22 protein-coding genes, 1 tRNA gene and 2 riboswitches are annotated in these 26,670 nt (G+C 45.0%); of the genes, 7 read left to right on the top strand and 16 right to left on the bottom strand.

The genetic code is table 11. The features are described from left to right. Window positions 1-3: 3 nt before the first annotated feature. The 3 genes from AC5ZC7_RS03870 to AC5ZC7_RS03860 all read right to left on the bottom strand — a co-directional run bounded on the left by AC5ZC7_RS03870 (window position 4) and on the right by AC5ZC7_RS03860 (window position 3,569). On the bottom strand, window positions 4-1,338 hold the full coding sequence (locus AC5ZC7_RS03870; RefSeq protein ID WP_496162028.1) for a TolC family protein: 1,335 nt from the start codon (window positions 1,336-1,338) through the stop codon (window positions 4-6). A 464-nt stretch (window positions 1,339-1,802) separates the two neighbouring features. Then, the gene (lipA, locus tag AC5ZC7_RS03865; protein WP_496162029.1) at window positions 1,803-2,702 is read right to left on the bottom strand and encodes a lipoyl synthase; all 900 of its coding nucleotides are present in this window, start codon (window positions 2,700-2,702) and stop codon (window positions 1,803-1,805) included. Window positions 2,703-2,738: 36 nt separating this feature from the next. Next, window positions 2,739-3,569, bottom strand: a complete 831-nt coding sequence (locus tag AC5ZC7_RS03860; protein WP_496162030.1) for a hypothetical protein — start codon at window positions 3,567-3,569, stop codon at window positions 2,739-2,741. 166 nt (window positions 3,570-3,735) lie between these two features. Here AC5ZC7_RS03860 and AC5ZC7_RS03855 point away from each other — a divergent pair, with 166 nt between their 5' ends. Then, window positions 3,736-4,143, top strand: a complete 408-nt coding sequence (locus AC5ZC7_RS03855) for an OsmC family protein (protein ID WP_496162031.1) — start codon at window positions 3,736-3,738, stop codon at window positions 4,141-4,143. A gap of 142 nt (window positions 4,144-4,285) precedes the next feature. Here the strand turns inward: AC5ZC7_RS03855 and AC5ZC7_RS03850 are convergent, their stop codons facing one another. Beyond that, window positions 4,286-5,569, bottom strand: a complete 1,284-nt coding sequence (locus tag AC5ZC7_RS03850) for a DUF2851 family protein (protein ID WP_496162032.1) — start codon at window positions 5,567-5,569, stop codon at window positions 4,286-4,288. Window positions 5,570-5,695: 126 nt separating this feature from the next. Continuing rightward, a riboswitch (SAM riboswitch) is annotated at window positions 5,696-5,815 on the top strand. Between the two features lie 185 nt (window positions 5,816-6,000). Between AC5ZC7_RS03850 and AC5ZC7_RS03845 the strand changes: the two genes are divergently transcribed. Together AC5ZC7_RS03845 and AC5ZC7_RS03840 are read left to right on the top strand one after the other, a co-directional pair. After that, window positions 6,001-7,179 carry an aminotransferase class I/II-fold pyridoxal phosphate-dependent enzyme gene (locus AC5ZC7_RS03845; protein WP_496162033.1) on the top strand — a complete coding sequence of 393 codons (1,179 nt, stop codon included), beginning with the start codon at window positions 6,001-6,003 and terminating at the stop codon, window positions 7,177-7,179. A gap of 97 nt (window positions 7,180-7,276) precedes the next feature. Further along, entirely contained in the window at window positions 7,277-8,458 is a 1,182-nt protein-coding gene (locus AC5ZC7_RS03840) for a homoserine dehydrogenase (RefSeq protein ID WP_291928893.1), read from the top strand. Between the two features lie 63 nt (window positions 8,459-8,521). Here the strand turns inward: AC5ZC7_RS03840 and AC5ZC7_RS03835 are convergent, their stop codons facing one another. The 4 genes from AC5ZC7_RS03835 to AC5ZC7_RS03820 form a co-directional block, all read right to left on the bottom strand. Further along, on the bottom strand, window positions 8,522-9,091 hold the full coding sequence (locus AC5ZC7_RS03835; protein WP_496162034.1) for a Maf family nucleotide pyrophosphatase: 570 nt from the start codon (window positions 9,089-9,091) through the stop codon (window positions 8,522-8,524). A gap of 2 nt (window positions 9,092-9,093) precedes the next feature. Continuing rightward, window positions 9,094-10,035 carry a UbiA family prenyltransferase gene (locus tag AC5ZC7_RS03830; protein ID WP_496162035.1) on the bottom strand — a complete coding sequence of 314 codons (942 nt, stop codon included), beginning with the start codon at window positions 10,033-10,035 and terminating at the stop codon, window positions 9,094-9,096. 14 nt (window positions 10,036-10,049) lie between these two features. Continuing rightward, entirely contained in the window at window positions 10,050-10,571 is a 522-nt protein-coding gene (locus AC5ZC7_RS03825) for a KdsC family phosphatase (protein ID WP_496162036.1), read from the bottom strand. Window positions 10,572-10,703: 132 nt separating this feature from the next. Further along, window positions 10,704-11,468 (bottom strand): DUF2520 domain-containing protein, encoded by a 765-nt coding sequence (locus AC5ZC7_RS03820; protein WP_496162037.1) that lies wholly within the window; start codon window positions 11,466-11,468, stop codon window positions 10,704-10,706. A gap of 237 nt (window positions 11,469-11,705) precedes the next feature. Between AC5ZC7_RS03820 and AC5ZC7_RS03815 the strand changes: the two genes are divergently transcribed. From AC5ZC7_RS03815 to AC5ZC7_RS03805, 3 genes are all read left to right on the top strand, one after another. Then, window positions 11,706-12,674, top strand: coding sequence for a glycosyltransferase family 10 domain-containing protein (locus AC5ZC7_RS03815; protein ID WP_496162038.1), 969 nt, complete (start codon window positions 11,706-11,708; stop codon window positions 12,672-12,674). A gap of 359 nt (window positions 12,675-13,033) precedes the next feature. Continuing rightward, entirely contained in the window at window positions 13,034-15,382 is a 2,349-nt protein-coding gene (gene topA / locus AC5ZC7_RS03810; RefSeq protein WP_496162039.1) for a type I DNA topoisomerase, read from the top strand. 128 nt (window positions 15,383-15,510) lie between these two features. After that, window positions 15,511-16,386: a transglutaminase family protein gene (locus AC5ZC7_RS03805; protein WP_496162040.1), complete on the top strand. Its 876-nt coding sequence runs from the start codon at window positions 15,511-15,513 to the stop codon at window positions 16,384-16,386. 178 nt (window positions 16,387-16,564) lie between these two features. Here the strand turns inward: AC5ZC7_RS03805 and AC5ZC7_RS03800 are convergent, their stop codons facing one another. From AC5ZC7_RS03800 to AC5ZC7_RS03780, 5 genes are all read right to left on the bottom strand, one after another. Then, window positions 16,565-16,783, bottom strand: coding sequence for a hypothetical protein (locus AC5ZC7_RS03800; RefSeq protein WP_496162041.1), 219 nt, complete (start codon window positions 16,781-16,783; stop codon window positions 16,565-16,567). 91 nt (window positions 16,784-16,874) lie between these two features. Then, on the bottom strand, window positions 16,875-18,188 hold the full coding sequence (gene der / locus AC5ZC7_RS03795; RefSeq protein WP_496162042.1) for a ribosome biogenesis GTPase Der: 1,314 nt from the start codon (window positions 18,186-18,188) through the stop codon (window positions 16,875-16,877). 56 nt (window positions 18,189-18,244) lie between these two features. Then, complete coding sequence (gene era, locus AC5ZC7_RS03790; RefSeq protein WP_496162043.1) at window positions 18,245-19,114, bottom strand: GTPase Era; 870 nt, start codon at window positions 19,112-19,114, stop codon at window positions 18,245-18,247. A gap of 103 nt (window positions 19,115-19,217) precedes the next feature. Next, a tRNA-Met gene (locus AC5ZC7_RS03785) sits at window positions 19,218-19,289 on the bottom strand. 111 nt (window positions 19,290-19,400) lie between these two features. Beyond that, complete coding sequence (locus tag AC5ZC7_RS03780) at window positions 19,401-19,808, bottom strand: single-stranded DNA-binding protein (RefSeq protein ID WP_496162044.1); 408 nt, start codon at window positions 19,806-19,808, stop codon at window positions 19,401-19,403. A 167-nt stretch (window positions 19,809-19,975) separates the two neighbouring features. After that, window positions 19,976-20,069, top strand: a riboswitch (TPP riboswitch). A 12-nt stretch (window positions 20,070-20,081) separates the two neighbouring features. Here AC5ZC7_RS03780 and AC5ZC7_RS03775 point away from each other — a divergent pair. After that, window positions 20,082-22,457 (top strand): TonB-dependent receptor domain-containing protein, encoded by a 2,376-nt coding sequence (locus tag AC5ZC7_RS03775; RefSeq protein ID WP_496162045.1) that lies wholly within the window; start codon window positions 20,082-20,084, stop codon window positions 22,455-22,457. Between the two features lie 128 nt (window positions 22,458-22,585). Here the strand turns inward: AC5ZC7_RS03775 and AC5ZC7_RS03770 are convergent, their stop codons facing one another. The 3 genes from AC5ZC7_RS03770 to AC5ZC7_RS03760 all read right to left on the bottom strand — a co-directional run bounded on the left by AC5ZC7_RS03770 (window position 22,586) and on the right by AC5ZC7_RS03760 (window position 26,670). After that, window positions 22,586-24,394: an alpha-L-fucosidase gene (locus AC5ZC7_RS03770; protein WP_496162046.1), complete on the bottom strand. Its 1,809-nt coding sequence runs from the start codon at window positions 24,392-24,394 to the stop codon at window positions 22,586-22,588. A 303-nt stretch (window positions 24,395-24,697) separates the two neighbouring features. Next, entirely contained in the window at window positions 24,698-26,032 is a 1,335-nt protein-coding gene (argH, locus tag AC5ZC7_RS03765; RefSeq protein WP_496162047.1) for an argininosuccinate lyase, read from the bottom strand. Between the two features lie 56 nt (window positions 26,033-26,088). Next, window positions 26,089-26,670, bottom strand: coding sequence for a GNAT family N-acetyltransferase (locus AC5ZC7_RS03760; protein ID WP_496162048.1), 582 nt, complete (start codon window positions 26,668-26,670; stop codon window positions 26,089-26,091).

The raw sequence follows: 26,670 nt of genomic DNA, 5'->3' as shown, positions 1-26,670 counted from the left end.
CATTTAATAATTAGCTGTTAAGGTTCCTAATGCTTTTTGCAGGTCTATCCTGCTGGACAGCACCTGGTACATAGAATTGTAGTAATTCAGTTGCGCACTCCGCAAGTCTGTTTCAGACACAATGACATCGAGATACGTTTTGATACCTTCTTTATATTGTAACTGTAACATATCGTATACATCCTTTGCCATCTGCACATTTTCTTTCAGGGTGAGATAGTCGTTGTAATTACTCTTGTACGTGGCCATCGCCTGTACATATTGGGAGTTAATCTGACTTCTCAATGCGGCGTAGTCCCACTGTGTACGCTGTAGTTGCAGTTCTGCCATACGGATGTTATGGATCCGTTTTCCTCCCTGGAAAATGGGTAAGGATAATTTCAATCCCAGCAATGAGTTGGGATAATCATGACTATATAACTTGCTGAATTCCGCATTCTGATAAGCGAAGGAATAGTTAATAAATGCCGATACGGTAGGCAGAAAGCTCCATTTATTATATTTCAGATTGGCCTGTAGCAGGCTTTCCTGTGTTTGCAGCAATTGGTATTCAATACGGCTTTTATAGTCGGCCACCTGTAAGGTATCATCACCGGTTACCTGTGCAGCTACGACAGAAGAATCGGAGGTGAGCGGCACATCACCGGCAGTAGCAGGATATCCCATTAAGTCTTTGAGATACGCCTGTTTGGCGGTAAGCAGTTCACGCGCGGACTTTTGCTGGGCGCGGGCATTATTCAGGGAAATGGTAGCGCGTTTGGCGTCTGTTTTATCCACCAATCCGCTGGCATACTGGTTGTTCGCATCTTTCAGGCTGCGTTCCAGGCGGGTGATATCTTCACTCAGCACCTTGATTTGTTCGGTGGTGAGGAGTACATCATAGTACGCTTTGCTAACATTCGCTACCAGGTCTATCTGGTTGCGGGCAGTGGTTTGCTGGCTTTGTTTTCGTACATCCTTTGCCGTATTACTGGCCAGTAAGAGGTCGCGGGTAAAGATGTTTTGATTTAACCCAAACAGTGCGGCAGAAGAATTGGCTACACCGGCCTGAATAGGATTCCCACCTAAAATAGAGGTCGGTATTTTCAGGTAGTGCTGGATGTTGTAATCCAGGTTGATCTGCGGATACCAGTCGGCCAGCTTACTCTTCACGGTTCTATCGGTAATTGCCTCATCAATCAACGACTGGCGGATGACCGGCTGATGCGAAATAGCATACCGGATACATTCCTGCAGGGTAGCGCTGGTTAACAGGGAGTCCGAAGATGACTGTGAAAATAACTGCGGTGCTATTAACAATCCGCAGGACACAGCTAACAAATAAAATGCTCTTTTCATAAAAGGCTTTTGACATTCAGTTCATCATTGTACCAATCGAAAGAAAATAATACCAGTATGCTGCTAGCAGTTAGCTTTTAGCAGTTAGCTATTAGCAGCTGGCTTTTAGCGAATGGCTAACAGCTAACTGCTAATAGCTAGGCATTAATATTCTTTTTTTGTCAGGTAGTGCTTCACTACGCAACAATATTATTTATTACTGCAAAACATGTTAAGCTGTAATAGCTACAGTAAACAGGTAGGTTGATTAAAAAAGTTGCTTATTCAAAAGGATCTGAAACGTTAGCTGCACGCATCCGGGTTTTGATTCCAGGTATTTGAAAACAACGTATAACTGAGAAGTAGGTTAGACAACAAACATTTTGTTGTTAGGTAAAAGTAATTCGGGCGCTAAGATAACGTTATGAAAACAAAAATCCACCCTTTCGGGTGGATTTTAACAATTACATGAAAATCAGTTCCGGTCATCCTTTATTTCGACCGCTAACAATATGTTTTTCTGCGTGATAAGAGGACCTAACTAACGGTCCGGACTCTACGTAGTCCAGTCCCATGTTATATCCAATTTCGCGCAGTTCTGCAAATTCATCGGGATGTACAAAGCGTGCTACCGGCAGGTGCTTAGGAGTAGGCTGCAGGTACTGACCCAGTGTGACTACATCACAACCGTTGTCGTACAGGTCTTGCATGGCTTGTACTACTTCTTCCTTGGTTTCACCCAGGCCGAGCATGATACCGCTTTTGGTACGCATACCACCTTCTTTAAGGCGACGAATCACTTCCAGGCTGCGGTGATATTTGGCTTGTATCCTTACCTGTTTGGTTAAACGTTCTACGGTTTCCAGGTTATGTGATACAATTTCAGGCGCCACATCAATGATACGCTGGAGATTTTCCCATTGACCGCGAAAATCGGGGATCAGGGTTTCCATGGTAGTGTCGGGGTTTAAGGCCCTTACCGCGTTGATGGTATTTGCCCAGATGATAGAACCACCGTCTTTCAGCTCGTCTCTGTCAACAGAAGTGATCACCGCATGTTTTACTTTCATGAGGTAAATGGCTTCTGCCACACGCTGAGGTTCATCAAAATCTACGGCTTCCGGGCGGCCGGTAGCTACGGCACAAAAGCCGCAACTGCGGGTACAGATATTTCCCAGGATCATGAAAGTGGCCGTACCAGCTCCCCAGCACTCTCCCATATTAGGGCAGTTACCGCTTTCACAGATCGTATGTAATTTATGGGTATCTACCAGGTTCCTCACCTGCTTATAGTTCTCGCCTATCGGTAATTTAACGCGCAGCCAATCAGGCTTTTTTACTCTTGTTGTAGCCGGTTCGGCGGCTATTACGGGTAGTTCTTGCATCGCTTATTCCTTTCTTTAGAAAAGCAAAGTTAACACTTATCTCTTATTCCAGCGCTTCCCGAATTGAAGGCTTATATATCCGCCAAAAAAGAACTGTTTATTATAGTCCAACCCATTGTATACCACCATAATTGGGATTTTTTTGGTATATACCTCCGCATTCATCCCCACTTCCAGGGCACTTACCACCTCGTTAAAGTGCGCCCAGTCGAAGCGCATCCCCAATTTGGCGTGCAAACCCGGTACTACAGTCAGGTTATTCCAGCCCTTGCCAAAACCACCGGCGCCATTAATATTAGCCACAGTCAGGAATTGTTCCGGATTGGAGGGGTCATATTTTACGTCTTTATTATCTCCATCAATTGCCAGGTTCAGGTAGTAAGGCTTCAATAACCCTACAGATAAGCCACCATAGTAGATCAGGTCTACTTCTACCCCGTTTTTGTTGGCTTTTCCACCAATCATATAACGCTGACCCACGCCCAGCTTAGCCTGGTAAAAATTATTCTGTTTACCAAATATATAAGGCCGCTGGGTAAAGTAAGCACTGCTTTTCTTCACCTCCTTATTACTCTTCTTCTCCGAAAAATCAAACTGGAAATAAGTGACCTTCTTTCTGCTCTTGCGATAGCCCATTTCCACGAAACCGGTCCAGCCATCGGTGTTGACCCTGCCACCTACCGAAAAGTCACGCTGAAAAACGTTCTCTCCTTCTTCCTGCTCACGGAAAATAGAGATTTTCTTCAGCTTACGCTTTTCCTTATCACTTTTCTTGCTTTGTTGCGTGGAAGTGGTATTGGTAGTGGATTGTGCAAACAAGCCGCCGGATATCATTGCCAAAAACAGGATTAAGTATATTTTTTTCACAGTGGGCTATTATTATAATAAGTAAACGCTTGAACAAAGGTATTGTTATGTATATATTACAAACGTAGCTAATTTTTTTTTAGTTTAACAGCACCCCACACTTTCCATCTTGCACTTATCCTCAAAATACCTTTAATTTTACTGTCAGATCATAAAAAGAATCAATATGCAAACGGCATCTATCATCTATAACGGGGAATTACGCACTACCGCTACCCATCTCCGCTCCGGCACTGTAATTGAAACAGACGCACCAGTAGATAATAAAGGGAAGGGAGAAAGGTTTTCCCCAACCGACCTGGTAGCCACAGCACTGGGCTCCTGCATGCTCTCCATTATGGGTATCAAAGCCATGGAAAACAACTGGCCCATTGAAGGCACCAAAGTAAGTGTACTGAAAATCATGGGTACAGAGCCCCGTCGTATTACCGGCGTAACCATCGTATTTGATTTCCCCGCCGGCCATAACCTGGGCGACAAGGAAAAAACCATCCTCGAAAGAGCTGCACATACCTGCCCGGTAGCACAAAGCGTACACCCTGATATGGTGCAGGATGTTACTTTTAATTGGTAAGGAGAAAGAACCTTGAATCAAGAATTACGAATTACGAATTACGAATTACGGAGTTGTGGGTAGATATCAGCGAAGACTATCCACTATAATCTACCCACAACTCCGTAATTCGTAATTCGTAATTCGTAATTCGTAATTCTTTCTACATCCCCCCTATAATTTTTATCCCCACCGCGCAATGCAGGCACCGCTTCTCATCACAATAGTATTGCTTCAGCTGCAACAATGCCTGTGACTCCATCGCGCTTTCCTGTGTTACGCCCAATTGCTCCCATTCTTCCGTGATACGGTTTCTTTCCGGTGGTAGCTGCTCCAGGAAATGCAGGGCCTTTTCCTGGTAATATTTCAGTTGCTTCTGCTGTCCATACAGGAATAGCAAAGGCAGTACGGTATTAATCAGGATGCTGTGTATGGCCTGTTTTCCCGGCAGCTGCGTATGCTTTGCTACCTGCCCAAACCGGTAATGGGTATGCCAGTACGCCGACGGCTGCACGAAGAATAGCTGCTCCAGTGCGGTTACATCATTGGCATCGAGTATCCGGGAAAACAGGCGGGGACTGTGTTCCAACAAGGCCGCAAAAGCAGCCAGCCGCATCGTAGGAAAGGCCGCCGGACGCATCCGCAGCCAGTTCCAGTGATAGGCGGCGATAGGACTAAGCCCATATTTATGCCGCAAATGCCCATAAATTCCCTGTAATTGTGCGGCATACTGGTCTGCCGGCGCATAGTCTAACATACCCGCCTGCCCAAACAGCAGGGCTTCCAGCTGCAACCGCTCCTGCCGGTGCCGCATCAGCACCGTATAAGAAAGCGATTGTGCCACTTCCAGCATAGGTACCCCATTAACCGGCATCCCATAACTCTGCGCCACTGCCCAATAACACACTTCTTCCCAGTTGGATTGACTGCTTTGCAGCCAGGCCCGCAACACCCCTAACTTCCGCTCCCATCGTTCGGCCAGCAGCCGCTCTTTCCAGCTTAGCCAGGTAAGCGGCGGAACAGTAGCAACGTAAGCCGCACAGGGAACAAAAGGTGCCAGTTGCCGCAACTGCTCGTAACGCTGTAACAGCAGTTTGGGAATATGCTGTTGCAGTTCCAGGCAGGGTACCCCCGGAATACGGTCGGCCGGCATGTCATGCACAAATACCACGTGCAGAATGACCCGCCCGTACTGCGGATTATGCTGATGCTTATGCCGGAACCAATCGGATGTACGCAGGTGCAGCTCCACCTGTCCTACCCATAAAGTGGCACCAATCCTGATTTTTGCAGCAGAAAAATCAGGACCACCGTGATGATTATGTAGTCCGGGATATAAAATCTGTACCGGTTCTCCACCGGTAGTCACCAGGTGATCCTGCTTAAACAGCCGGAACGCCCAGATGTACTGGAATAGCTCTTCTGAGAGCAACGGGTTAACAAACATAAAGATATGGTTGGATACAAAATAGTATCAGCTAAAGGTAATAAAACATCGTTTAATAAATAAATTCAAACTTCAATTTGGAAATCTGATGAAAGTGACATTACCTTTGCGCCAGTTCTTACACATCACTTATCCAGAAAGGCGGAGGGACTTGGCCCTGCGATGCCTTAGCAACCTTTCCTGATTATATGATCAGGAAAAAGGTGCTAATTCCTGCCCACAACACTGTTGTGGGAAAGATAAGTTGGCAGAGATAATACTTCACAGATATATATAACTTTCTAAGAAAGCTCTTCCAACACACGGGAGAGCTTTTTTTATGCCCTCTCCACCCCCTTTTCATGGATTTGTTGTTGTTTAAGTTGATCTTTAATGATAAAGTTGCAGCAGATTATTGTGCATATTGAACATCATTAAAAATAATTTATAACATGAAAACAGCTACACAACTGATTCATAGCATTCCGGTAGACGAACTGACAGGCGCCATCTCCGTGCCTATCTATCAAACATCCACCTTTGTGCAGGAATCACCGGGCATCAATAAAGGCTTTGAATTTTCGAGGGCAAACAATCCCACGAGAAAGGTGCTGGAAGACCTCATCTGCAACCTGGAAGAAGGGTTTGCCGGGTTTGCGTTCGCCAGTGGTATGTCGGCTATTGATGCGGTACTGAAGCTGTTAAAGTCCGGCGATGAAATCATGGCGGTGGAAGACACCTACGGCGGCATCTTCCAGATCTTTAACCACATGTTTGAACGCTTCGGCATCAAAGTTAATTTCGTAGATACCAGTAACATCGACAAAGTATTGGCTGCTATTACACCCAATACCAAAATCATCTGGCTGGAATCCCCTACCAATCCAACATTACGCATTTCTGATATTAAGTCTATCAGCAAAATTGCCAAACAACATAATATCCTGCTGGTAGTAGACAATACTTTCAGCACCCCACTGTTACAACAACCTATTACCCTGGGTGCGGATATCGTTATCCACAGCGCCTCCAAATACCTTTCCGGTCACAGCGATGTGATTGCCGGACTGGTGGTGGTGAACAGCAAAGTACTGGCAGACCAGATCCGGTACAACCAGAATATTTCCGGTAGTATACTCAGTCCATTTGAAGCATGGCTCACCATCCGCGGCATAGAAACCTTATACCTGCGGCTGGAAAAACAATGCGCCAACGCCAACGCTATCGCTAACTGGCTGGCCGCACATCCGGCGGTAGATAAAGTGTTTTACCCAGGACTGGCTACGCATAAAAATCATCACATTGCCCGTAAACAACAGAAAAATTACGGCGCACTGGTAAGCTTTTCCCTGAAAAGCGACAATATCAAAAATGCGATCCGCATCGTAAACGCTACCAAGTTATTTAAACTGGCAGAAAGCTTTGGCGGCGTGAAAAGCATGCTGGCCCATCCGGCCACCATGACGCATAGAAACATACCGGAGGAATTCCGGAAAAGAACAGGCTTACAGGACTCCTGTATCCGTTTATCAGTAGGCATTGAAGATGCCGAAGACCTGATCAACGACCTGAAACAAGCGCTGGATAAACTAAATCATCCGGCTGGCAAGCAAATTACTGTTTTACAATAAAGCCCTTAGTGATTAACCACCACTTTGACTTTCAGAAACTGATCATCTCTGCATCGTTAAAGACTAATTGCTGAAGGCTGCAAGCTCAAAAAAAAGTATGGAAAATAAGATCATCAATTTAGGTATTTTCGGATTCGGCGTCGTAGGACAAGGACTCTATGAAGTTTTGAACAGAACAAAAGGTATTAATGCACGGATCAAAAAAATCTGTATTAAAGACCCTAATAAATCAAGACCTATCGATAGCAGTTATTTTACTACCGATAAAAATGAAATCCTGGAAGATCCTACCATTGACGTTGTAGTAGAACTGATCAATGAAACCGAAGCAGCCTTTGAAATTGTGAGCACCGCCCTGCGTAACGGCAAAGCGGTGGTAAGCGCCAGCAAAAGAATGATCGCTGAAAACCTCCCTGCCCTGTATCAATTACAGGCAGAGAACAAAGTACCGTTCCTGTATGAAGCCTCCAGCTGCGCCAGTATTCCCATTATCCGCAACCTGGAAGAATATTATGATAACGACCTGCTCAATGCAGTAGAAGGTATCTGTAACGGCTCTACGAATTATATTCTTACCAAAATATTTGAAGAAAACCTCAGCTTCCAAACCGCCCTGCAACAAGCACAGGACCTGGGTTTTGCCGAAACTGACCCTACCCTCGACATTGAAGGATATGATCCGAAATTTAAAATTGTGATCCTCCTCCTCCATGCCTTTGGTACTTTCGTAAAACCGGAAGAAGTATTCAACTTCGGTATTCACCACCTGAATGATTTTGATATACAATTCGCCAAACAACGCAATTGTACCATCAAACTCATTGCACAATGCCGCCGTCAGAACGGACACGTATTCTCTTACGTACTGCCACACCTGATCAAGGAGCATAACCTGCTCTACGATGTATACAATGAATATAACGGCATCCTGCTGGAAAGTGCTTTCACCGACAAACAATTCTTTGTGGGTAAAGGCGCCGGTGGTACCGCTACCGGTAGCGCTGTACTGTCCGATATTTCGGCCCTGTTATACAACTATCGCTACGAGTATAAAAAGATTAAACAAAACAATCAGCCCAGCTTTACCAATGATGTAAATCTGAAAGTATACCTGCGCTATAAAACACCAGACCAGGTAGACCTGGCAGAGTTCTTCAATATCTCTGAAAAATATGAATCCAGCGAATGGCGTTATGTGGTAGGCACTATTAACCTGCAGAAGCTGAGAGAAGCAGGCTGGCTGAAAAATAAAGATGTGAATATTCTGGTATTGGAATAAAGAAATGTAAATAAGCAAAAACCAATCGTAAAAACGGCGCTGATCACAGCGCCGTTCTTATTACTAAAAGTTTTCCAGTTCTTCCACTACCTTGCTCACCGGCAGCCCCATTACATTGTAAAAGCAGCCGTTAATGCTGTCTATTCCCACTGCGCCAATCCATTCCTGTATGGCATAAGCGCCGGCTTTATCGAAAGGTTTGTATTGATCTACGTAATACGTCAGCTGCTCCAGGTTCAGTGGCTTAAAATGTACCGACGTAATTTTGGAGAAAGTCACTTCCTTTGCCCCATCCTGTATAATAACGCCAGTGACTACACGATGTTCACGTCCACTGAGGCGGGCAAGAATATCAATGGCATCCTGCCGGTCTTTCGGCTTGCCAATAATATTATTATCCAATACTACTACTGTATCTGCGGCAATGATAATGTCGGAAGGCGCACAAAGATGACTTACTGCGGCCGCTTTCTGCCGGGCTATATACACCGGGATATCTGGTATAGCCAGTTCCGGAGGAAAGGTTTCGGCGGTTTCTACTACTTTCACCTCGAAAGGAATGCCGGCCTGCTCCAACAACTGCTTTCTACGGGGCGACTGCGAGGCTAGAATAACGGGTTTCCCTTTATACATCTCTATAAATAAATTTTAAAAAATATCATAGACAAAATACCGGTCAGCATCACTACTTTCACGAAGGTACTTACCTTATGATAGTGCTCCGGCAAGTGTGCCTTCTTCAGTTGCAAATAAATATATCCACAAGGTACCTGTACAAATAACAACAGGTAAGCAATCGCTATATACCAGCCCAATATCCATACCCTGATTTCCACTGCCAGTATGATAATGACCAGTGCCAGCAGCAGTATATTGCAGAAGCGTTTGGCCGCCAGTACGCCCCAGGCAATAGGTAGCGTGCGGCAACCATCTTTGCTGTCGCCCATCATATCTTCCAGGTCTTTCACAATTTCCCTGACCATGGAAATTAAAAAAGCAAACAACGCATATACGCCGATAATCTGTATCAGCTTTCGGCCGGTAGCCGACATAATGGCTTCAAAACTATGGTAGATCTGTTTCTCGTAAAATCCTACCACTACTACCGCGAGCGCTGTCAGCAGGGAAATAACCACGTTGCCAATCAACACCTGCCGTTTGAACGAAGTAGAATAAAACCAGAGTAAGAGGGAACAAATAACCTGGGTAAAACCTAAATAGAACTGCCCCGTTTTAAAGGCCACCATAAAACCAAGGGATACGCCGGCCATATTCAGCAGGGTATGCCAGGCCATGGCCCAGCGCCGGCTGATGATTTTGTCCAGCACCATTTTATCCGGTTTATTCACAATATCAATGTTGATATCGAAATAGTCGTTGATAATATAGCCGGCAGCCGCTACCAGGATGGTAGACAAACTCAGTAATACAAATTGCGGAACGGGCAGCGACGGCTCTTCTCCAGAGCTGCGCAACACGGGTTCCACTACGCAGTATTGCAGTAAAAACTGGGTAAGGCCAATATATATCAGATTCGGGTACCTGATTAGTTTAAAAAATGCAGCCCAGAGCTTCATAGTTTTCTCTTTTATTATTTCGATGCAATGCCTTCATCCATGAGCCAATGTCCGTTCAGTTTCAACACTTTTTCCATTACTTCCCTTACGCAGCCGTGGCCTCCGGGCAAAGGGGATACATACTTTGAAATACTTTTAATTTCCTGGGCAGCATCGGCCGGGCAAGTAGGTAATCCCACCAATTGCATGGGCAGATAATCCGGTATATCATCTCCCATATAAAGTAATTCGTCCCAGCGCAGATCATTTTCAAATACATAATCCTGCAGTTTCTCCTGCTTATCATGTATGCCGGTATAAATATCTTTAATGCCAAGTCCCTGTAACCTGCTTACTACGCTTTCTGATTTTCCTCCGGAGATGATAACCACCCGGTAGCCTTTTTTTACGGCCAGTTGCAGGGCGTAACCATCTTTGATATTCATTCTGCGCGACATCTCTCCACCCGGCAACAATTGCAGGGTACCATCAGTTAGTACGCCGTCTACATCCAGCACAAATGTGGTGATAGATTTAAATAAAGCCAATACGTTCATGGGACCAAAAGTAAAGAATTACGAATTACAAATTACGAATTACGGATTTGTGGGGAGATATTAGCAAATGTTATCACTCGCGTTCACGATCTCCTCACCAATCCGTAATTCATAATTTGTAATTCGTAATTTCTACTTATTATGGAATTGATAAATCGCATCAGACATCACCTGGTATACTAACTGCAAATATTCATTACCAGCCAGTAAGTCGCGGTGCAGGCTCATGGTAATTTCATCCTGCCGCAAGGCCGGCCCTGTTTGTACTGCTTCCGGCGGGAATTTCTCCAGGCGGTCAAATGTTTCTTTTATAATAGGCTGCAACAAGGTAAAATCCAGCTGCTCTTTTTCACAGTAGGCTTTCGCCTGGGCAATCAGGTGATTGGTGAAATTATTACAAAGCACCGCGGTGAGATGATACTTCAGCCGCTGTGCGGAGGTGGTTACCGTTACACTCCCTGAAATACTCTGTGCCAACGCCTGTAACCGCCGCAGTACATCATCGTTGCTCGCCTCCAGCATCACCGGGATAGGTGGGTAACTTTTAATTTCCTTACGGATAGACTGTAACGGATAAACGACACCGGTATTCGACGAAATCCTGGAAATAGCATCCAGCGGGACTGCTCCTGCCGTATGCGCCACGAAACGCTTCCCCAGGCGCAATTGGTCATTCAGTTCGGCAATAGCACTATCGCTCACCGCCAACAGGTAAATATCTGCCTCCATATTAATATCCTGCAAATCGTCGGTCCAGGCAGCATTCAACATTTCTCCCAACTCCTGCGCATGCGCCTTTTGCCTGCTCACTACCTGCTTTACCTGGTGCCCATGAATCTTTAAAAGATGTCCGAAACAATGTGCCACATTGCCCGTACCCACAATGACTATATCCATTATAATTTGTTTTTTAATAATAAGCCGCCGGAAATCAGCCAGCGTGATTCATCCTTTCTAATATACGCGTTTTAGTGCGTCAACGTTCTTTACTTTTGGAATAACAGTAGATTCATATGTGATTAATCCTTTAATATTGCAAAACTTTCATGCATACGGGTACGGTAACAGCCAGCTAAATAACACCTGGTTGATAACCATGTAGCAGTTATATTATATATTAAATACCATCCCTCGATGAATCTGTTTAAAAAATTATTACCGCGTCGCCTGCGATCATCAGGTCCGGCCTACCAATACCAACCACTTGATTCAGGGGTAGAAGTACTGAACTTCTGGCCAAGCCAGGCGCCGGACGAGATTTGGTTATATCACTTTTTTAAAAACCGGTTGGAGGATATAGATCTATCCGGTCAAAAGCTTACCATTGCTTCCCTCTTTGGCCCAAAAGATTTTATCCGGCAAAGTCCCGGCAAAACAAAAATCTTTTTTAGCGGCGAAAACCTCGACCGGTTTCCCGAATATAAAGACTATTGCTTAGATACAGTGGACCTCGCACTGGGGTTTGATTATCTTCAACATCACAAATACCTGCGTTTTCCGCTGTGGCTGTTGTATATTTTCCCGGCTACACCGCTCCGCCAGGAAGAGGTACAAAAGAAACTGGACGACATTATGTCCACAGCCAGGGCTAATTATAAAACAGGTAAAAGATTTTGCGCCCTGATTTCCAGTCACGATCAGAACGGGGTACGTTCCCGGTTAATGGATGCTATCAGCACCATTGCCCCCGTAGATAGCGCCGGAAAATTCCGCAACAATACCAATATCCTCAAGGAACAGTACCAGGATGACAAACGGCTGCTGTTGGCAGACTACCGCTTTAATATCTGCCCTGAAAATTCTGATAAAACGGGCTATGTTACGGAAAAGCTGTTTGAGGCCATCCAGGCCGGAACAATACCTGTTTATTGGGGCAGCGATAACCATCCGGAGCCAAATGTCCTTAATAAAGATGCTATCTTATATTATAATGGTCGCTCAAAAATGGATACCTTACTGAAACAGATCTCGGATCTCCATGGTAACGAGCACGCCTATAGGGAATTTGCGCTGCAGGACCGGTTTGCCCCTCACGCAGCAGAATATATTGTAGAAATGCTGAATACAGTGGAAGCAACTGTCCGGAAAATGATAAAGGGATAATCCGGGATACGCTGCTTTTTTTCAGAATGGCTATATTAATAGTTTTGTTATCTTTAACAGCCTTGATTCCAGCTGATACCGGTACGTTTGTTATCATTTTGCCGGTCAGGTCAGGCAGTGTTACTATCTGAACTAAACGGGGAGGCCTTTTTCAAAGACTCCATAGTTAATTATTTGATAACTAAACACATCTGGTGGTTGGAATCACAAAGCCGGTGTGTGCTATCCCTGCGGAAAATATCTAACCGTAGCCGGGCCATACAGGCCAATATCAATATAATTTTATATCATTGCAAAATTCATTGAAGTAGTTATTTCACAGAATTTTGCGTATTTAGCAGCATATTAAAGAAGCATACATGGCAAAAAATTTAGTTATAGTTGAGTCCCCGGCGAAGGCCAAGACCATAGAAAAAATATTGGGCAAAGACTTTGAAGTCAAGTCTTGCTTCGGTCACATTCGTGACCTGGAGAAAGATGACATGGGGATAGACATCGAAAATAACTTTAAGCCGAAGTATGTAATCCCGGAGGATAAAGAAAAGGTAGTAAAGGAACTGAAGAAGCTGGCAAAGGAAACCGAAGAGGTTTGGCTGGCAACGGATGAGGACCGTGAAGGAGAAGCCATTTCCTGGCATTTATGTGAGGTGTTGAAACTGGATCCTAAAACGACCAAACGCATTGTTTTCCATGAAATCACCAAGCCTGCCATAGAAAACGCCGTACAACATCCGCGCAAGCTGGATATGGACCGTGTAAATGCACAACAGGCCCGTCGTATACTGGATCGTATTGTGGGATTTGAAATTTCCCCGGTACTGTGGCGTAAAATGAGCATGCGCAACTCCCTGTCTGCCGGCCGTGTACAATCCGTGGCAGTAAGGCTGATCGTAGAGCGTGAAAGAGAAATTAACCACTTCCAGTCTGTCAGCACGTTTAAAGTAGAAGCCTACTTTACTGGTAAAGACATCAACGGCAAAAGCATTTCCTTTAAAGCAGAAGGTCCCGGCAAATTCAAAACTGCCGAAGACGCTGAAAAATTCCTGGAACAATGCGTAGGTGCTGCCTATACCGTTAAAGACATACAGGTAAAACCTGGTAAAAAATCGCCCGCTGCGCCGTTTACCACGTCCACCCTGCAACAGGAAGCCAGCCGCAAACTCGGCTACAGCGTTTCCAAAACCATGTTGCTGGCCCAAAAGCTGTATGAAAGCGGTAATATCACCTACATGCGTACAGACTCTGTAAACCTGTCTGATACAGCCGTTTCCGAAATAGAAAAAGCCATTAAAAGCAGTTTCGGCGACAAATACCACCAACACCGCAAATTCAAAAATAAAAACGAGTCCGCACAGGAAGCGCACGAGGCCATCCGCCCCACCTACATGGAAAATACCACGGTAGATGACGCAGATACCCGCCGCCTGTACGAACTGATCTGGAAACGCACCATCGCCAGCCAGATGGCCGACGCGGAACTGGAAAAAACCATCGCTAAAATCGATATCTCTACCAACCACGAAGAGCTCTCTGCCAGCGGTGAAGTACTGAAATTCGATGGCTTCCTGAAAGTATACATGGAAAGCCACGATGATGAAGAAGAACAGGAAGAGCAGGAAGGATCTTTACCTCCATTAGCGGTAAAACAATCGCTGGACCTGAAAGAAATGAAAGCTACCGAAAGATTCTCCCGCCCGGCCCCCCGCTATACGGAGGCCAGCCTGGTAAAGAAACTGGAAGAATTGGGTATCGGACGCCCCTCTACTTATGCACCTACTATTACCACTATCCAGAAGCGTAATTATGTAGAAAAAAGAGAGAAAGAAGGCATTAAAAGAGATTACCGCATCCTGATACTCAAAGCAGATAAGATCAGCAAACAAACTGAATCAGAAAATACCGGCGCAGAAAAAGCCAAACTATTCCCTACCGATCTGGGTATGATCGTAACCGACTTCCTCAACCAATACTTTAATAATGTAATGGACTACGGCTTTACCGCCAAAATTGAGGAAGAATTCGATGAAATTGCCAGTGGTAAGAAGGAATGGAATAACATGATCAGCGATTTCTACTTCCCTTTCCATAAAGATGTGGAAAACACGCTGGAAAACGCGGAACGTGTAAAAGGCGAGCGTCCATTAGGCGTAGATGCCGCTTCCGGCAAACCTATTGTAGCACGTATGGGCCGCTATGGTCCTATGATTCAGATAGGTAGCGTAGAAGACGAAGAAAAACCACGCTTTGCCAAATTAAAAGCCACACAAAGCATTGAAACCATCACCATGGAAGAAGCCATGGAATTATTTAAATTGCCCCGTAACCTGGGTCAGTTTGAAGACGCTGATGTGATTATCAATATTGGCCGCTTTGGTCCTTACGCACAACACGATAAGAAATTCTATTCCCTGAAAAAGGAAATGGACCCATATACAGTAGAACTGGACGAAGTAGCACCGCTCATCGCGGAAAAACGTACTGCCAAAGACGAGCGTACCATCAAGATATTTGAAAAAGAAAAAATACAGATCCTGAAAGGCCCTTATGGCCCTTATATTAAACAAGGACTGAAAAACTTTAAAATACCTAAAGAAAAAATTGATACTGCTGCTGACTTAACGGTAGAAGAAGCCAAAGCCATTATAGAAGAAGCTAAAGCAAATCCGCCTAAGAAAAAAGCGCCACCCAGGAAGAAGAAAGCCGAATAAGACAGTGGTACGAATAGGATGAAAATGGAGGCAATGATAATAACTGCAGTGTGAATGATATGCTGATTATTTAATTTGCCAACAGGATCACATCATTCGATGATTGCCAACTGATGATAGATAATGGTATGAACGAAAACAGAGAAATAAACGCTTTGTTCCACCTGTTGGATGATCCTGATCTGGAGGTATTTGATACTGTTGCCAGTAAAATATTACTGTACGGTAAAGATATTATTCCAAACCTGGAGAATTTGTGGGAGAATACAATTGACGAAGCTATCCAGGAAAGGATAGAACTGCTCATTCATCGGGTACATTACCAGGATTTGCAGGCAGCATTGCGTATATGGGGACTTTCAGACATGCAGGACCTGATGCAGGGCGCCATACTGGCCGCCAGATACCAGTTCCCTGACCTGATCGATTCCCAGATCATCACAGAAATAGACCGCATCAAACGTAATATCTGGCTGGAGCTCAATAATTACCTCACTCCACTGGAACAGATCAATGTGCTAAACAGCATGATCTATAATTATTTCGGACTGAAAGGAGAAGAAGTTTCCTACCAACGTAAAAATCAGTTTTTCATTAACCAGGTCATAGAATCCAAAAAAGGGAATCCTATTACCAATGGTATTATCTATCAGAGCCTCTGTGCTATGCTGGACCTGCCCGTATACGCGGTAAATATACCCCGGCAGTTCATCCTGGCTTATTTCGATAGCTATGTTGATTTTTCCGTTCCGATAGAACCTGATGACCACCGGATCTTATTTTTTATAGATCCTATCCAGGGACAGATCTATACCCAACAGGATGTGGATACCTACCTGAAAAGAGTACAGGTACCCTCCGTTCCCTCCTACTTTAAACCACAGTCTAACAAACGACTGATACAATTCCTGCTGGAAGAACTGGCCAAGTGTTTCCAGGACGATAAAGACGCCTATAAACAAGACGAATTGATGAATTTGTCGAGTATATTGGAAGAAAGCTGAAAGCAGAAAGCAAAAAGCAATTGAAGCGAATGATCACTGCGAATTACGCTTTAATCATTCGCTTCAATTGCTTTTTGCTTTACGCTTTCTGCTTTCAGCTCAATTAAAAAGCCCACCGCTTAGCGATGGGCTTTTTAATTTCTTGCAAGAAAGATATATTATGTGATATAATAATCTCTTACTTAGCTGGAGTTGCAGCAGCTGAATCAACGTGAGTTGGAGCAGTGATAGCAGCAGAATCAACGTGAGCAGCAGAATCAACTGGTTGAGCTACTGGAGCAGCGTTCATAGTGTCAACTGGAGTAGTTGCAGCAGAATCAGTACCGTTAGAAGCACCACCATTACAAGCTACGAAGAACATACCAGCAGCTACAGCGAATACGAATAATTTTTTCATTTTGTGTTTGTTTTATTTTTTAAAACCGGCGCAAAGGTATGGAAATTTTATAAATTACAAAATCCTACCATCTCTTTTTTAGCGCAAGGGTCTATTTTTGTCTGAAGAATATTTTCAATGGTACACCGGTGAAATTAAAGTTCGTACGGATCTGGTTTTCCAGGTAGTTACGATACGGTGATTTCACATCATCCGGCAGGTTACAGAAAAAGGCAAATGCCGGTGTATGCGTAGGCAACTGCGTAACATACTTGATGCGGATAGGTGTACCCCTTACTACTGGTGGATGATACGCTTCAATCGCTTTCAGCAGAATTTCGTTTAATACGGAAGTCTGAATTCTGCGCTGACGGTTATCAAATACTTCCAGTGCCGTTTCTATCGCTTTGAAAATACGTTGTTTCTCTGTTACAGAAGTAAAGATGACAGGAACATCGGAGAATGGCGCCAGGCGCTTCTTCAGTTCTTTTTCATAATCTCTTGCAGTGTTGGTACCCTTTTCCATCAGATCCCACTTGTTCACCAGCACTACGATGCCCTTACCTTTACGGGTAGCCAGACTAAAGATGCTGAGATCCTGTGCAGTCACGCCTTTTTCAGCATCCAGCAACAGCATCACTACATCGGATTCATCTACTGCTTTGATAGCACGTATCACGGAATAAAACTCCAGGTCTTCATTTACCTTGTTCTTGCGCCTGATACCTGCAGTATCAATCAGCATGAAGTCTTTCTGGAACATATTGTAACGGGTGTGAATGGTATCACGGGTAGTACCGGCAATATCAGAAACAATATTACGCTCCACACCTACCAGTGCATTCAGCAGGGACGATTTACCCACGTTAGGCTGACCAATGATCGCGATTTTCGGGAGATCATTATCGAGGGTAGCATCTCCCATTTCAGGAGTAATATGCGTCACTACTTCATCCAGCAATTCACCGGTACCGCTACCGGTCATGGAGGAAAGGAAGTAAAGATGTTCAAAACCAAGGCTGTAAAACTCGGTGGCTTCCAGCTGACGTTGGTGGTTATCTACTTTATTTACCACTACGTATACCGGTTTGGAAGTGCGGCGCAAAATATTGGCAACATCCTGATCCAGATCGGTAATACCTGTAGTTACATCACACATAAAGATGATCAGGTTAGCCTCTTCCATGGCTACTTTCGCCTGCTTGCGGATTTCCCGCTCAAATACATCATCACTGTTGGTTACAAATCCACCAGTATCAATTACGTTAAAGGTTTTGCCATTCCAGTCGGCAACACCATATTGTCGATCACGGGTTACACCGCTCTGGTCATCCACGATGGCTTTGCGTTGTTCAAGTAAACGATTAAACAACGTTGACTTGCCTACGTTCGGGCGTCCCACTATAGCTACTGTAAATCCTGCCATTTTTAATTATATTTTGTCGTACTAACCTGGATAATACACCCAGGAATTTTTCATTATTAATATCCGTATTCCTTCAGGAAGGTGTCGTTATCACGCCATTTACCACGTACTTTCACAAACAGTTCCAGGAATACTTTTCTTTCAATGAATTTTTCGATTTCCTGGCGTGCCAGGGTACCCAATTCACGGATAGATTTACCTCTTTCTCCCAGGATAATTCCTTTCTGGGTGTCGCGGGTAACAATGATTTCCGCGGTTATTTTGGTGAGGGTATCCTTTTCCTGGTATTGTGTTACAATAACGGTGGTGTGATAAGGAATTTCTTCTTCGAATAACTGGAATATTTTTTCGCGGATCATTTCTGCCACAAAAAAGCGTGTAGACTTATCCGTTAGTGTGTCATCAGGATAGAATGGATTTGCTTCCGGTAAGAGTGCTACTATTTCAGTGAGTAGTTCTTTGATACCTTTTTTCTGCATAGCAGACACGGGTACTACGGCTGCTGCTTTGCCCCAGGCTTTTGCCCTTTCTATTAAAACGGCCATCTCCTCTTTGAGGATGTTATCCATTTTATTGATGATGAGGATAACGGGGACTTTTAATTTCAGTGAGTCAAATAACTCCAGGTTTTCTTCCAGAGAGTCTTTGGCGTCCATGATCAGCAGGGCAACATCGGCATCTTCGAGGGCAGATTTTACCGCACCCATCATTTTCTCATGCAGCTTATACTTGGGATCAATAATACCAGGCGTATCAGAAAATACAATCTGGTACCCCGGGTCTGTTAATACCCCTGTAATACGGTGCCGCGTAGTTTGCACTTTAGGAGATATAATAGCCAGCTTTTCGCCGATAATGGCGTTCAGCAATGTACTTTTCCCCGCATTGGGCTTACCGAAAATATTTACAAAACCTGCTTTGTGCATGATGACAATTAAACGCTGCTTTCACAACTCAAACTTATAGAAATAAAAAAAGCCGAATTTCTTCGGCTCTTAAATCTTTGGACGCTCTTTAGCGCTTTTTTTGTAGCGAGGAGCGGATTCGAACCACTGACCTTCGGGTTATGAGCCCGACGAGCTACCTCTGCTCTACCTCGCAATGAGGGTGCAAAGATAGGATTATTTTACTTCTCACCAAATATTTTTTAGAAAAAACATAAAAAGCCAACCCTAACAGGTTGGCTTTCATATCGGAATGCTTCATACACTTTTAGAATGGAAGATCGTCAGCGGGCTGTTCCTGTACCGGTTCGGCCTCCGGAACCGGGGTTTCTGTTAACGTTGCAGTCCGTTTTTCCTCTTCCCTACGGCTGAGTAACTGCAACGAAAAAACCCTCAGTCTTAATGCGCCAGATAATACACCTGTACTGTTGCTTACATAAGCCTCCACTTTTGGAGCACCTTCTACATAAACCATGGTACCCTGTGTTAAATAAGGCGCTACGTTGGATTTGTCCCACAAGGAGCAATCTACCCACGTGGTTCTTTCTTCCAGTACGCCCTGTGCATTCTTAAAACGCTCATTTACGGCTACCGGGAAATTAAAAACAACTGCCCCGTTGACTTCTTTTTTCAATACATCGCGGCCCAAATGCCCGATTAACTGAAGCTTGATCATCAGAAATAAAGATTTAAATGGTTAAAAATTTATAAAAGATGATTGAGAGAAGTAGCTATGGAAATTACGCAATTTTCTTTCTTCCAAAAAATAATTCCCGGTTTTTATTACAATCCATTATACCTTTGTTCCTGCAAATGTTCCCGCAAAGAATCCGGAACAGGCGCATGAACCACATGGGGTGCCTTACTTTCAGGCTGAGATCACACCCAATGAACCTGGACCAGGTAATGCTGGTTAGGAATGAGCTAACAGAAAACAGACATATTTTACATGAAACAGCTAATGTTATTAGTGCTGCTATCTATAGCAGGCACTTTGCATGCACAATCCCTGGTTACCGGTACCGTTACCAGTAAAACCAGTGGCCAACCTTTGGAAGGCGTCACTATCGCCATCAATCAAACAGGCGCACTCACCGACAGTAAAGGCCATTACAGCATTCATCTTCCTAAAAAAGGAAGCTATACCTTAACCGCCAGCTTCATTGGCTTTAAATCTTTCAGCACCACCATCCTGAGTAATAACCATTCCCAACAGGCAGACATTTCCCTGGAAGTATCTCCCCTCTTTGTAAAGCCGGTAGAGATCAGCAGCTTGCGTGCAGGTAAAAATGCCCCTTTTGTAAACACCACCATCTCTGCAGCAGATATTAAGAAATCCAACCTGGGACAAGACTTGCCCCTTTTGCTGGATCAGCAGCCGGGTGTTGTTACCAACTCCGACGCCGGCACCGGCATCGGCTACACCGGCATGCGCGTACGTGGCTCCGATATTACCCGCATCAACGTTACCGTGAATGGTATCCCGGTAAATGATGCTGAATCACAGGGTACCTTTTTTGTGAACATGCCCGACTTTGCTTCTTCTGTCAGCAGTATTCAACTGCAACGCGGCGTGGGTACTTCCACCAATGGCGCGGCTGCTTTTGGTGCTACCCTCAACCTCAGCACCAACGAATTCAATGAAAAAGCATACGGCGAAATCAGCAACAGTTACGGCTCTTTCAATAGCTGGAAACATACGGTGAAAGCCGGCTCCGGACTCATCAACGATCACTTCACCATTGATGCACGCCTCTCCAAAATTTCTTCCGACGGATACATAGATCGCGCTACCTCCGACCTGCGCTCCTTCTATACCTCCGCCGCCTACATCTCTAAAAAAACCGCCATCCGCCTGAATGTTTTCTCCGGAAAAGAAAAAACATACCAGGCCTGGTACGGCGTACCAAAGGCTATGCTGGATACAGACCGGACCTACAACGCCGCCGGTACAGAAAAGCCAGGCACTCCCTACGATAACCAAACAGATAATTATCAGCAAGATCACTACCAGCTATTCCTCAACCAGGAAATTAACTCCCACCTGAATTTCAACGTAGCCTTCCACCTCACCCGCGGACGTGGCTACTACGAAAATTATAATGGGTTTCAACCGCTCGCCAATTTCGGTATTCCCGGCGCCACCATCAATGGTGCAAAGGTTGATACCGCCGATGTCATCAATCAATTATGGTTAGATAACTATTTTTATGGCAGCGTATTCTCCATTAACCGCACCGGCGAAAAATTCAACTGGAGCCTCGGTGGCGGTTGGAACAGGTACACCGGCGACCACTTCGGTAAAGTAATATGGGCCGCTGTTCCCTTCGAAAAAGATCACGAATACTACCGCTACCCGGCAGCCAAAAATGATTTCAATATCTACTGGAAAGGAGAATATAAAATCACTACCGCTTTAAGCCTCTTTGCCGACATGCAATACCGCAACATCCACTACAACATGGATGGCTTTGAAGCAGCACCTGATTATTTTGCACACGCCAATTATAATTTCTTCAATCCCAAAGCAGGTGTTTCCTATAACATCAATGCTACCAACCGCGTATTTGCCTCTATCGCTATTGCGCACAAAGAGCCTAATCGCGGCGACTTTGAAAACAACTATGGCGTAAATGCCCCCCAGCCGGAAATACTCCGCGACCTGGAAGCCGGATACTCCTGGAACAATAGCATCGCCGCTATACAAGGCAATGTTTACTATATGAATTACAAAAACCAGTTGGTACAAACTGGTAAACTCACTAACGTAGGCGCCTATATCCGGACTAATATCCCTAAAAGCTACCGCCTGGGTGTTGAAGTAAATGGTACCGTAAAACTGGGTAGCCTCGTGAGCGTGGCTGCTAATGCGGCCCTGAGCCAGAATAAAGTATTGGACTACCGAGCCGTTACTTACGATGCCGCAGAAGCTGAACATATACAGGTGTTTAACAAAACCAATATTTCCTTCTCTCCCTCTTTCGTAGGTGGATTAACATTATCGGTGAAACCAGTAAAGAATCTGAACATCGACTTACTGGGCAAATATGTAAGCCGTCAGTATATGGATAATACTTCCAACATCGATGGTAGCCTTGATCCATACCTGGTGAGTAACCTGCGTATTAACTACGTTGTACCACAACCGTTATTCCGTGAATTAGGACTACAGTTCATGCTGAATAATATATTCAATACCAAATATGCACCGAACGGCAGTACCTATAGCAATTACGACCTGGGCAGTAACCGGGTAGTATATGATTCTTACTATTACCCTATGGCTGGCATTAACTTCTTTGCAGGAGTGACTATTGGATTGTAGCGGAGCAGAAAGCGTAAAGCAGAAAGCAAAAAGCTATTAAAGCGAATGATAAGAGCGGATGAGTATTTTTTTACTCGCTTTTTATCATTCGCTTTAATAGCTTTTTGCTTTCTGCTTTACGCTTTCTGCTATTTATTCACCGGTACCAGGCGAATATTCCGCAGATTCATTACGCCTAATCCTGGTTTCGTAATTGGCTTAACTACTACTTTACCTACGCCTTTCTTAGACAACACAACGGTACCTAAATCCCAGTCCTGGTAGTCGCCCCAACTGTTGTTAGTCCCTTTCACGATACCCGTCAGCGTGGTGTTACCGGCAGTCACCGCAATCTTTGCACCGGCAGAAGCATCGGTACAAGCGGTGCTTAAAACCAGCTTATACTTACCGGGTTGTTTTACCTGTATATTCCAGGCAGCGGTGCCTTCTGCTTTCATCCAGTTATACAACACAGCGGGGTCTCCAACTGAAAGACCTACACCATCAGTAAGTATCGCATCGCCGGCTACTAAATTATAGCTACCATCCGTTTCAGGAAAAACGCCCTGGGCGAGCAAAGACGTACCGGTTGCATCCAGCTCTATCACGGTAGCTTCGCTATTTTTAAATGCTTTGTTGCTCACGTCGATAAATAATCCGCGTTCATCCGTGTCTATTTTCAGCGGCGTATGTGCAGCATCCCCCAGGAAGAAAGCCTGTGGCGTTACACCTGCATCTGGTGCCAGCGGTACATGCAAACGGTTATCTGCCGGCCAGTTGAAAATGTGCAGGAAGTATTTGCCGGGCTTGGTGGTGATACGTCCCCAGTTTACCCTACCAATTGTATTGGCCCGGGAACCATAGATGGATTCACCATTGACGCGCATCCAGTCGCCGATATTATGCATCAGCTCCACACTCTTGTCCGGTATAGTACCGTCTCCCATCGGTCCTACGTTCAACAGGTAGTTACCTCCTTTTGATACGATATCAATCATGTTATGTACCAGTTCTTCTTTGGTATGCCAGTTATGGTTAAACTTGCTGTACCCCCAGGTACCATTCATGGTCATGCAGGATTCCCAGTCCATGCCTTTAAAGCCGGTTTCAGGGATAAACTGCTCAGGCGTTACCAGGTCGCCATTGGCGCGGGTATATTCGCTGTTATGATCAAAAGCATACAGGCGATTGTTCATGATGATATTGGGATGATGCTGTTTCACCATCGCTACCAGCTTATTAGCGCCCCATTTTTCGCCCTGAATCTCTTTGGAGCTATAATCCCACCAAACCACGTCGATAGGGCCGTAATTGGAGAATATTTCCTTTGCCTGCTCATACATGTAATCTACATACTTCGCGTTATCGCGGCCATCGTTTTTAGCGCCGCCCGGTGCGGGCAAACCATGCTCTACATAAGCATCCGGATGGTGCCAGTCGAGCAATGAAAAATAAACGCCTACTCTCAGCCCTTGTTCATGCAGCGCATTTACAATTTCGCGGAACAGGTCGCGGCCGGTTACGTCCATGCCATCAAAGGTGGTGGTTTTACTGTCGTGTAAAGCAAAGCCTTCGTGGTGTCTGCTGGTAAAAACCACATAACGGCAACCGGCGTCTTTCGCGGCTTTAGCCCACTCTCTCGCGAAGTCTTTTTTAGGTTTGAAGAGCGGCATCAATTTAGCGGCATATTCTGCGGCAGGCACATTGGCAGCGCTTTGTATCCACTCTACACAACCGTCGTAGCTTTTCCCATTCCATTCACCGGCGGCCGCACTATAGAGGCCCCAGTGTACAAACATACCAAAGTGGGCATCGCGGAACCAACGCATCCGGGCATCCCGTATTGCTTCCGGTTCGTTGGCATTTGCCAGCAAACCGGCATCTTGCTGTGCATAGGTAGTGGCGGCAGATAATAGCAAGGCGCCGGAGAGGCAAGCTTGTAGAAATCGCTTTTTCATTTGTTCGAACTGTTGATGTTATTTAGATGATTCGTTTTTCACCGTGTATGTTGCGCTGGTTGCACGCCTCCCAACTTTTCATGACACCTGTTACTGCAGTGCTCCGATATCTAATTAACGAATAACCCACCATATCCCGCTATCATTGCTAATATTAGCTCATACTCCGGGAAGATAATATTACTGAATCCTTTAAATCACTAATCTTGAATACTTTAAGCCACCGCCTCCCTACGCCGAACCGGGCATAAAAAAACCGCCTCTTTCCGGAGGCGGTTTCTTCAAAATATATCCGCGGCATTATCAGCTATTCAACAACTGCTCTAACGCTTTATCTACTGATTCAAAAGGAAAACCTTTCACTACCCCTTCCATCTGCGCAGCAATCTGCGCTGTACAAAGATTACCAATACTACCCGCATGCGTATGCCCTACGATTTTTTCCGGCGCAAAAGTACCGGCCTCTATGTCCATACCCACTTTCTTATACGCCTCGCGAAACGGCATCCCCTGCAATACCAGGTTATTCACTACTTCCACACTGAAAAGATATTGATACTTCTCGTCATCGAGTATATTTTCTTTAATACGGACATTTTCCAACATCAGGCGACTCATACGGAGGCAGTCTTTCAGCGTTTGGAAAGCCGGGAATAAATTCTCCTTCAGCAGCTGCAAATCACGGTGGTAGCCGGAAGGCAGGTTGGTGATCATCATCGCAATTTCATTCGGCAACGCCTGTAATTTATTGCCATGCGAGCGAATCAGCTCCCAAACATCCGGGTTCTTTTTATGCGGCATGATGCTGGAACCAGTGGTCAGTTCATCCGGAAAACTGATGAACCCAAAATTCTGATTCATGAACAAACATGCATCCATCGCCATTTTCGCAACGGTAGACGCAATGCCTGCCAGCGCAAAGGATACTATTTTTTCCGTTTTACCACGGCCCATCTGTGCATATACCACGTTATAATTCAGCGTATCAAAACCCAGTAACGAAGTAGTTAACTCACGGTCAAGGGGGAACGAAGAACCATAGCCGGCAGCAGATCCAAGCGGGTTTTTATTCACCACTTTATAAGCACCCTGCAACATGGTCAGATCATCCACCAGGCTCTCTGCATAGGCCCCAAACCACAGTCCGAAAGACGAAGGCATGGCAATCTGCAAGTGAGTATAACCAGGGAGCAAATGACCTTTATATTTTTCGCTCTGCTGCTGCAACAGGTGAAACAGCGCCAATACTTCTTCTACCAGCGTTTGCAATTCATGACGAAGGAACAACTTCAGGTCCACTAACACCTGGTCATTACGGGAACGGCCGCTGTGAATCTTCTTGCCTACTTCGCCCAAACGACGGGTCAGCAACAGTTCTACCTGCGAATGAATATCTTCTACTCCATCTTCCAACTTAAACTCACCCGCCTGTATTTCCTTATAGATATTTTTCAGTTCACCCTTCAGGATAGTCAGCTCCTCCGCCTCCAACAGCCCGATACTTTGCAGCATGGTGATGTGCGCCATAGAGCCTAACACATCAAATGGCGCCAGGAAGGCATCCATCTCCCTGTCTTTTCCAACAGTAAATTGTTCTACTGCTGCCAGAGAGGCTTTATCTTTTTGCCACAATTTCATAATGCTATATTTTTTTTCACGTAAAACCGGTCAGTAATGGACTGCTTTACGTTCTCTCAAAAATCATATTTGCCAAAAACACGTTGCTTCACTTCCGGCCACTCTTCTTTCAGCATGCTGAAGTAAACCGTATTACGCACTCTTCCCTTACTGGTAATCATATGCCGTCTAAAAATCCCTTCCTGCGTACAACCCAGGCTCAGGATCGCGTTGCGCGACTGCGTATTCAATTCATCTGTTTTAAACTCTACGCGATTCAGGTCCATCCCCTCAAATGCATACTGCAACATCGCATATTTCATGGCTTTATTCAGCCCTGAACCATGCAATGCCGGATCAATCCAGGTAGCCCCAATCTCCGTGCGTTTATTCGGCAACGATACCCCCATATAACGCGTAGACCCGGCAATGCGGTTTTCCTTTTTATCAATGATCACAAAAGGAATCGATTCGCCGGCAGTCCTTTCTCTCAATGCTTTTTGAAGATATTGCTCCAGGTCCTGCTTCGTATTGATCTCATAAAGTTGTATCGCCCACAAGGAAGCATCTGATGCAATGTTCCACAGATCGTCCAGGTGTTCCGCCTGCAACGGCTGCAGCAATACACGCTTATTTTCTAAAACAGGTTGAAAGTTCAT

The organism is Chitinophaga sp. 9-1-y (genome assembly GCF_059511905.2).
Note: the sequence above shows the minus strand (reverse complement) of the source record. Positions and strands in the feature narration are given on the sequence as shown.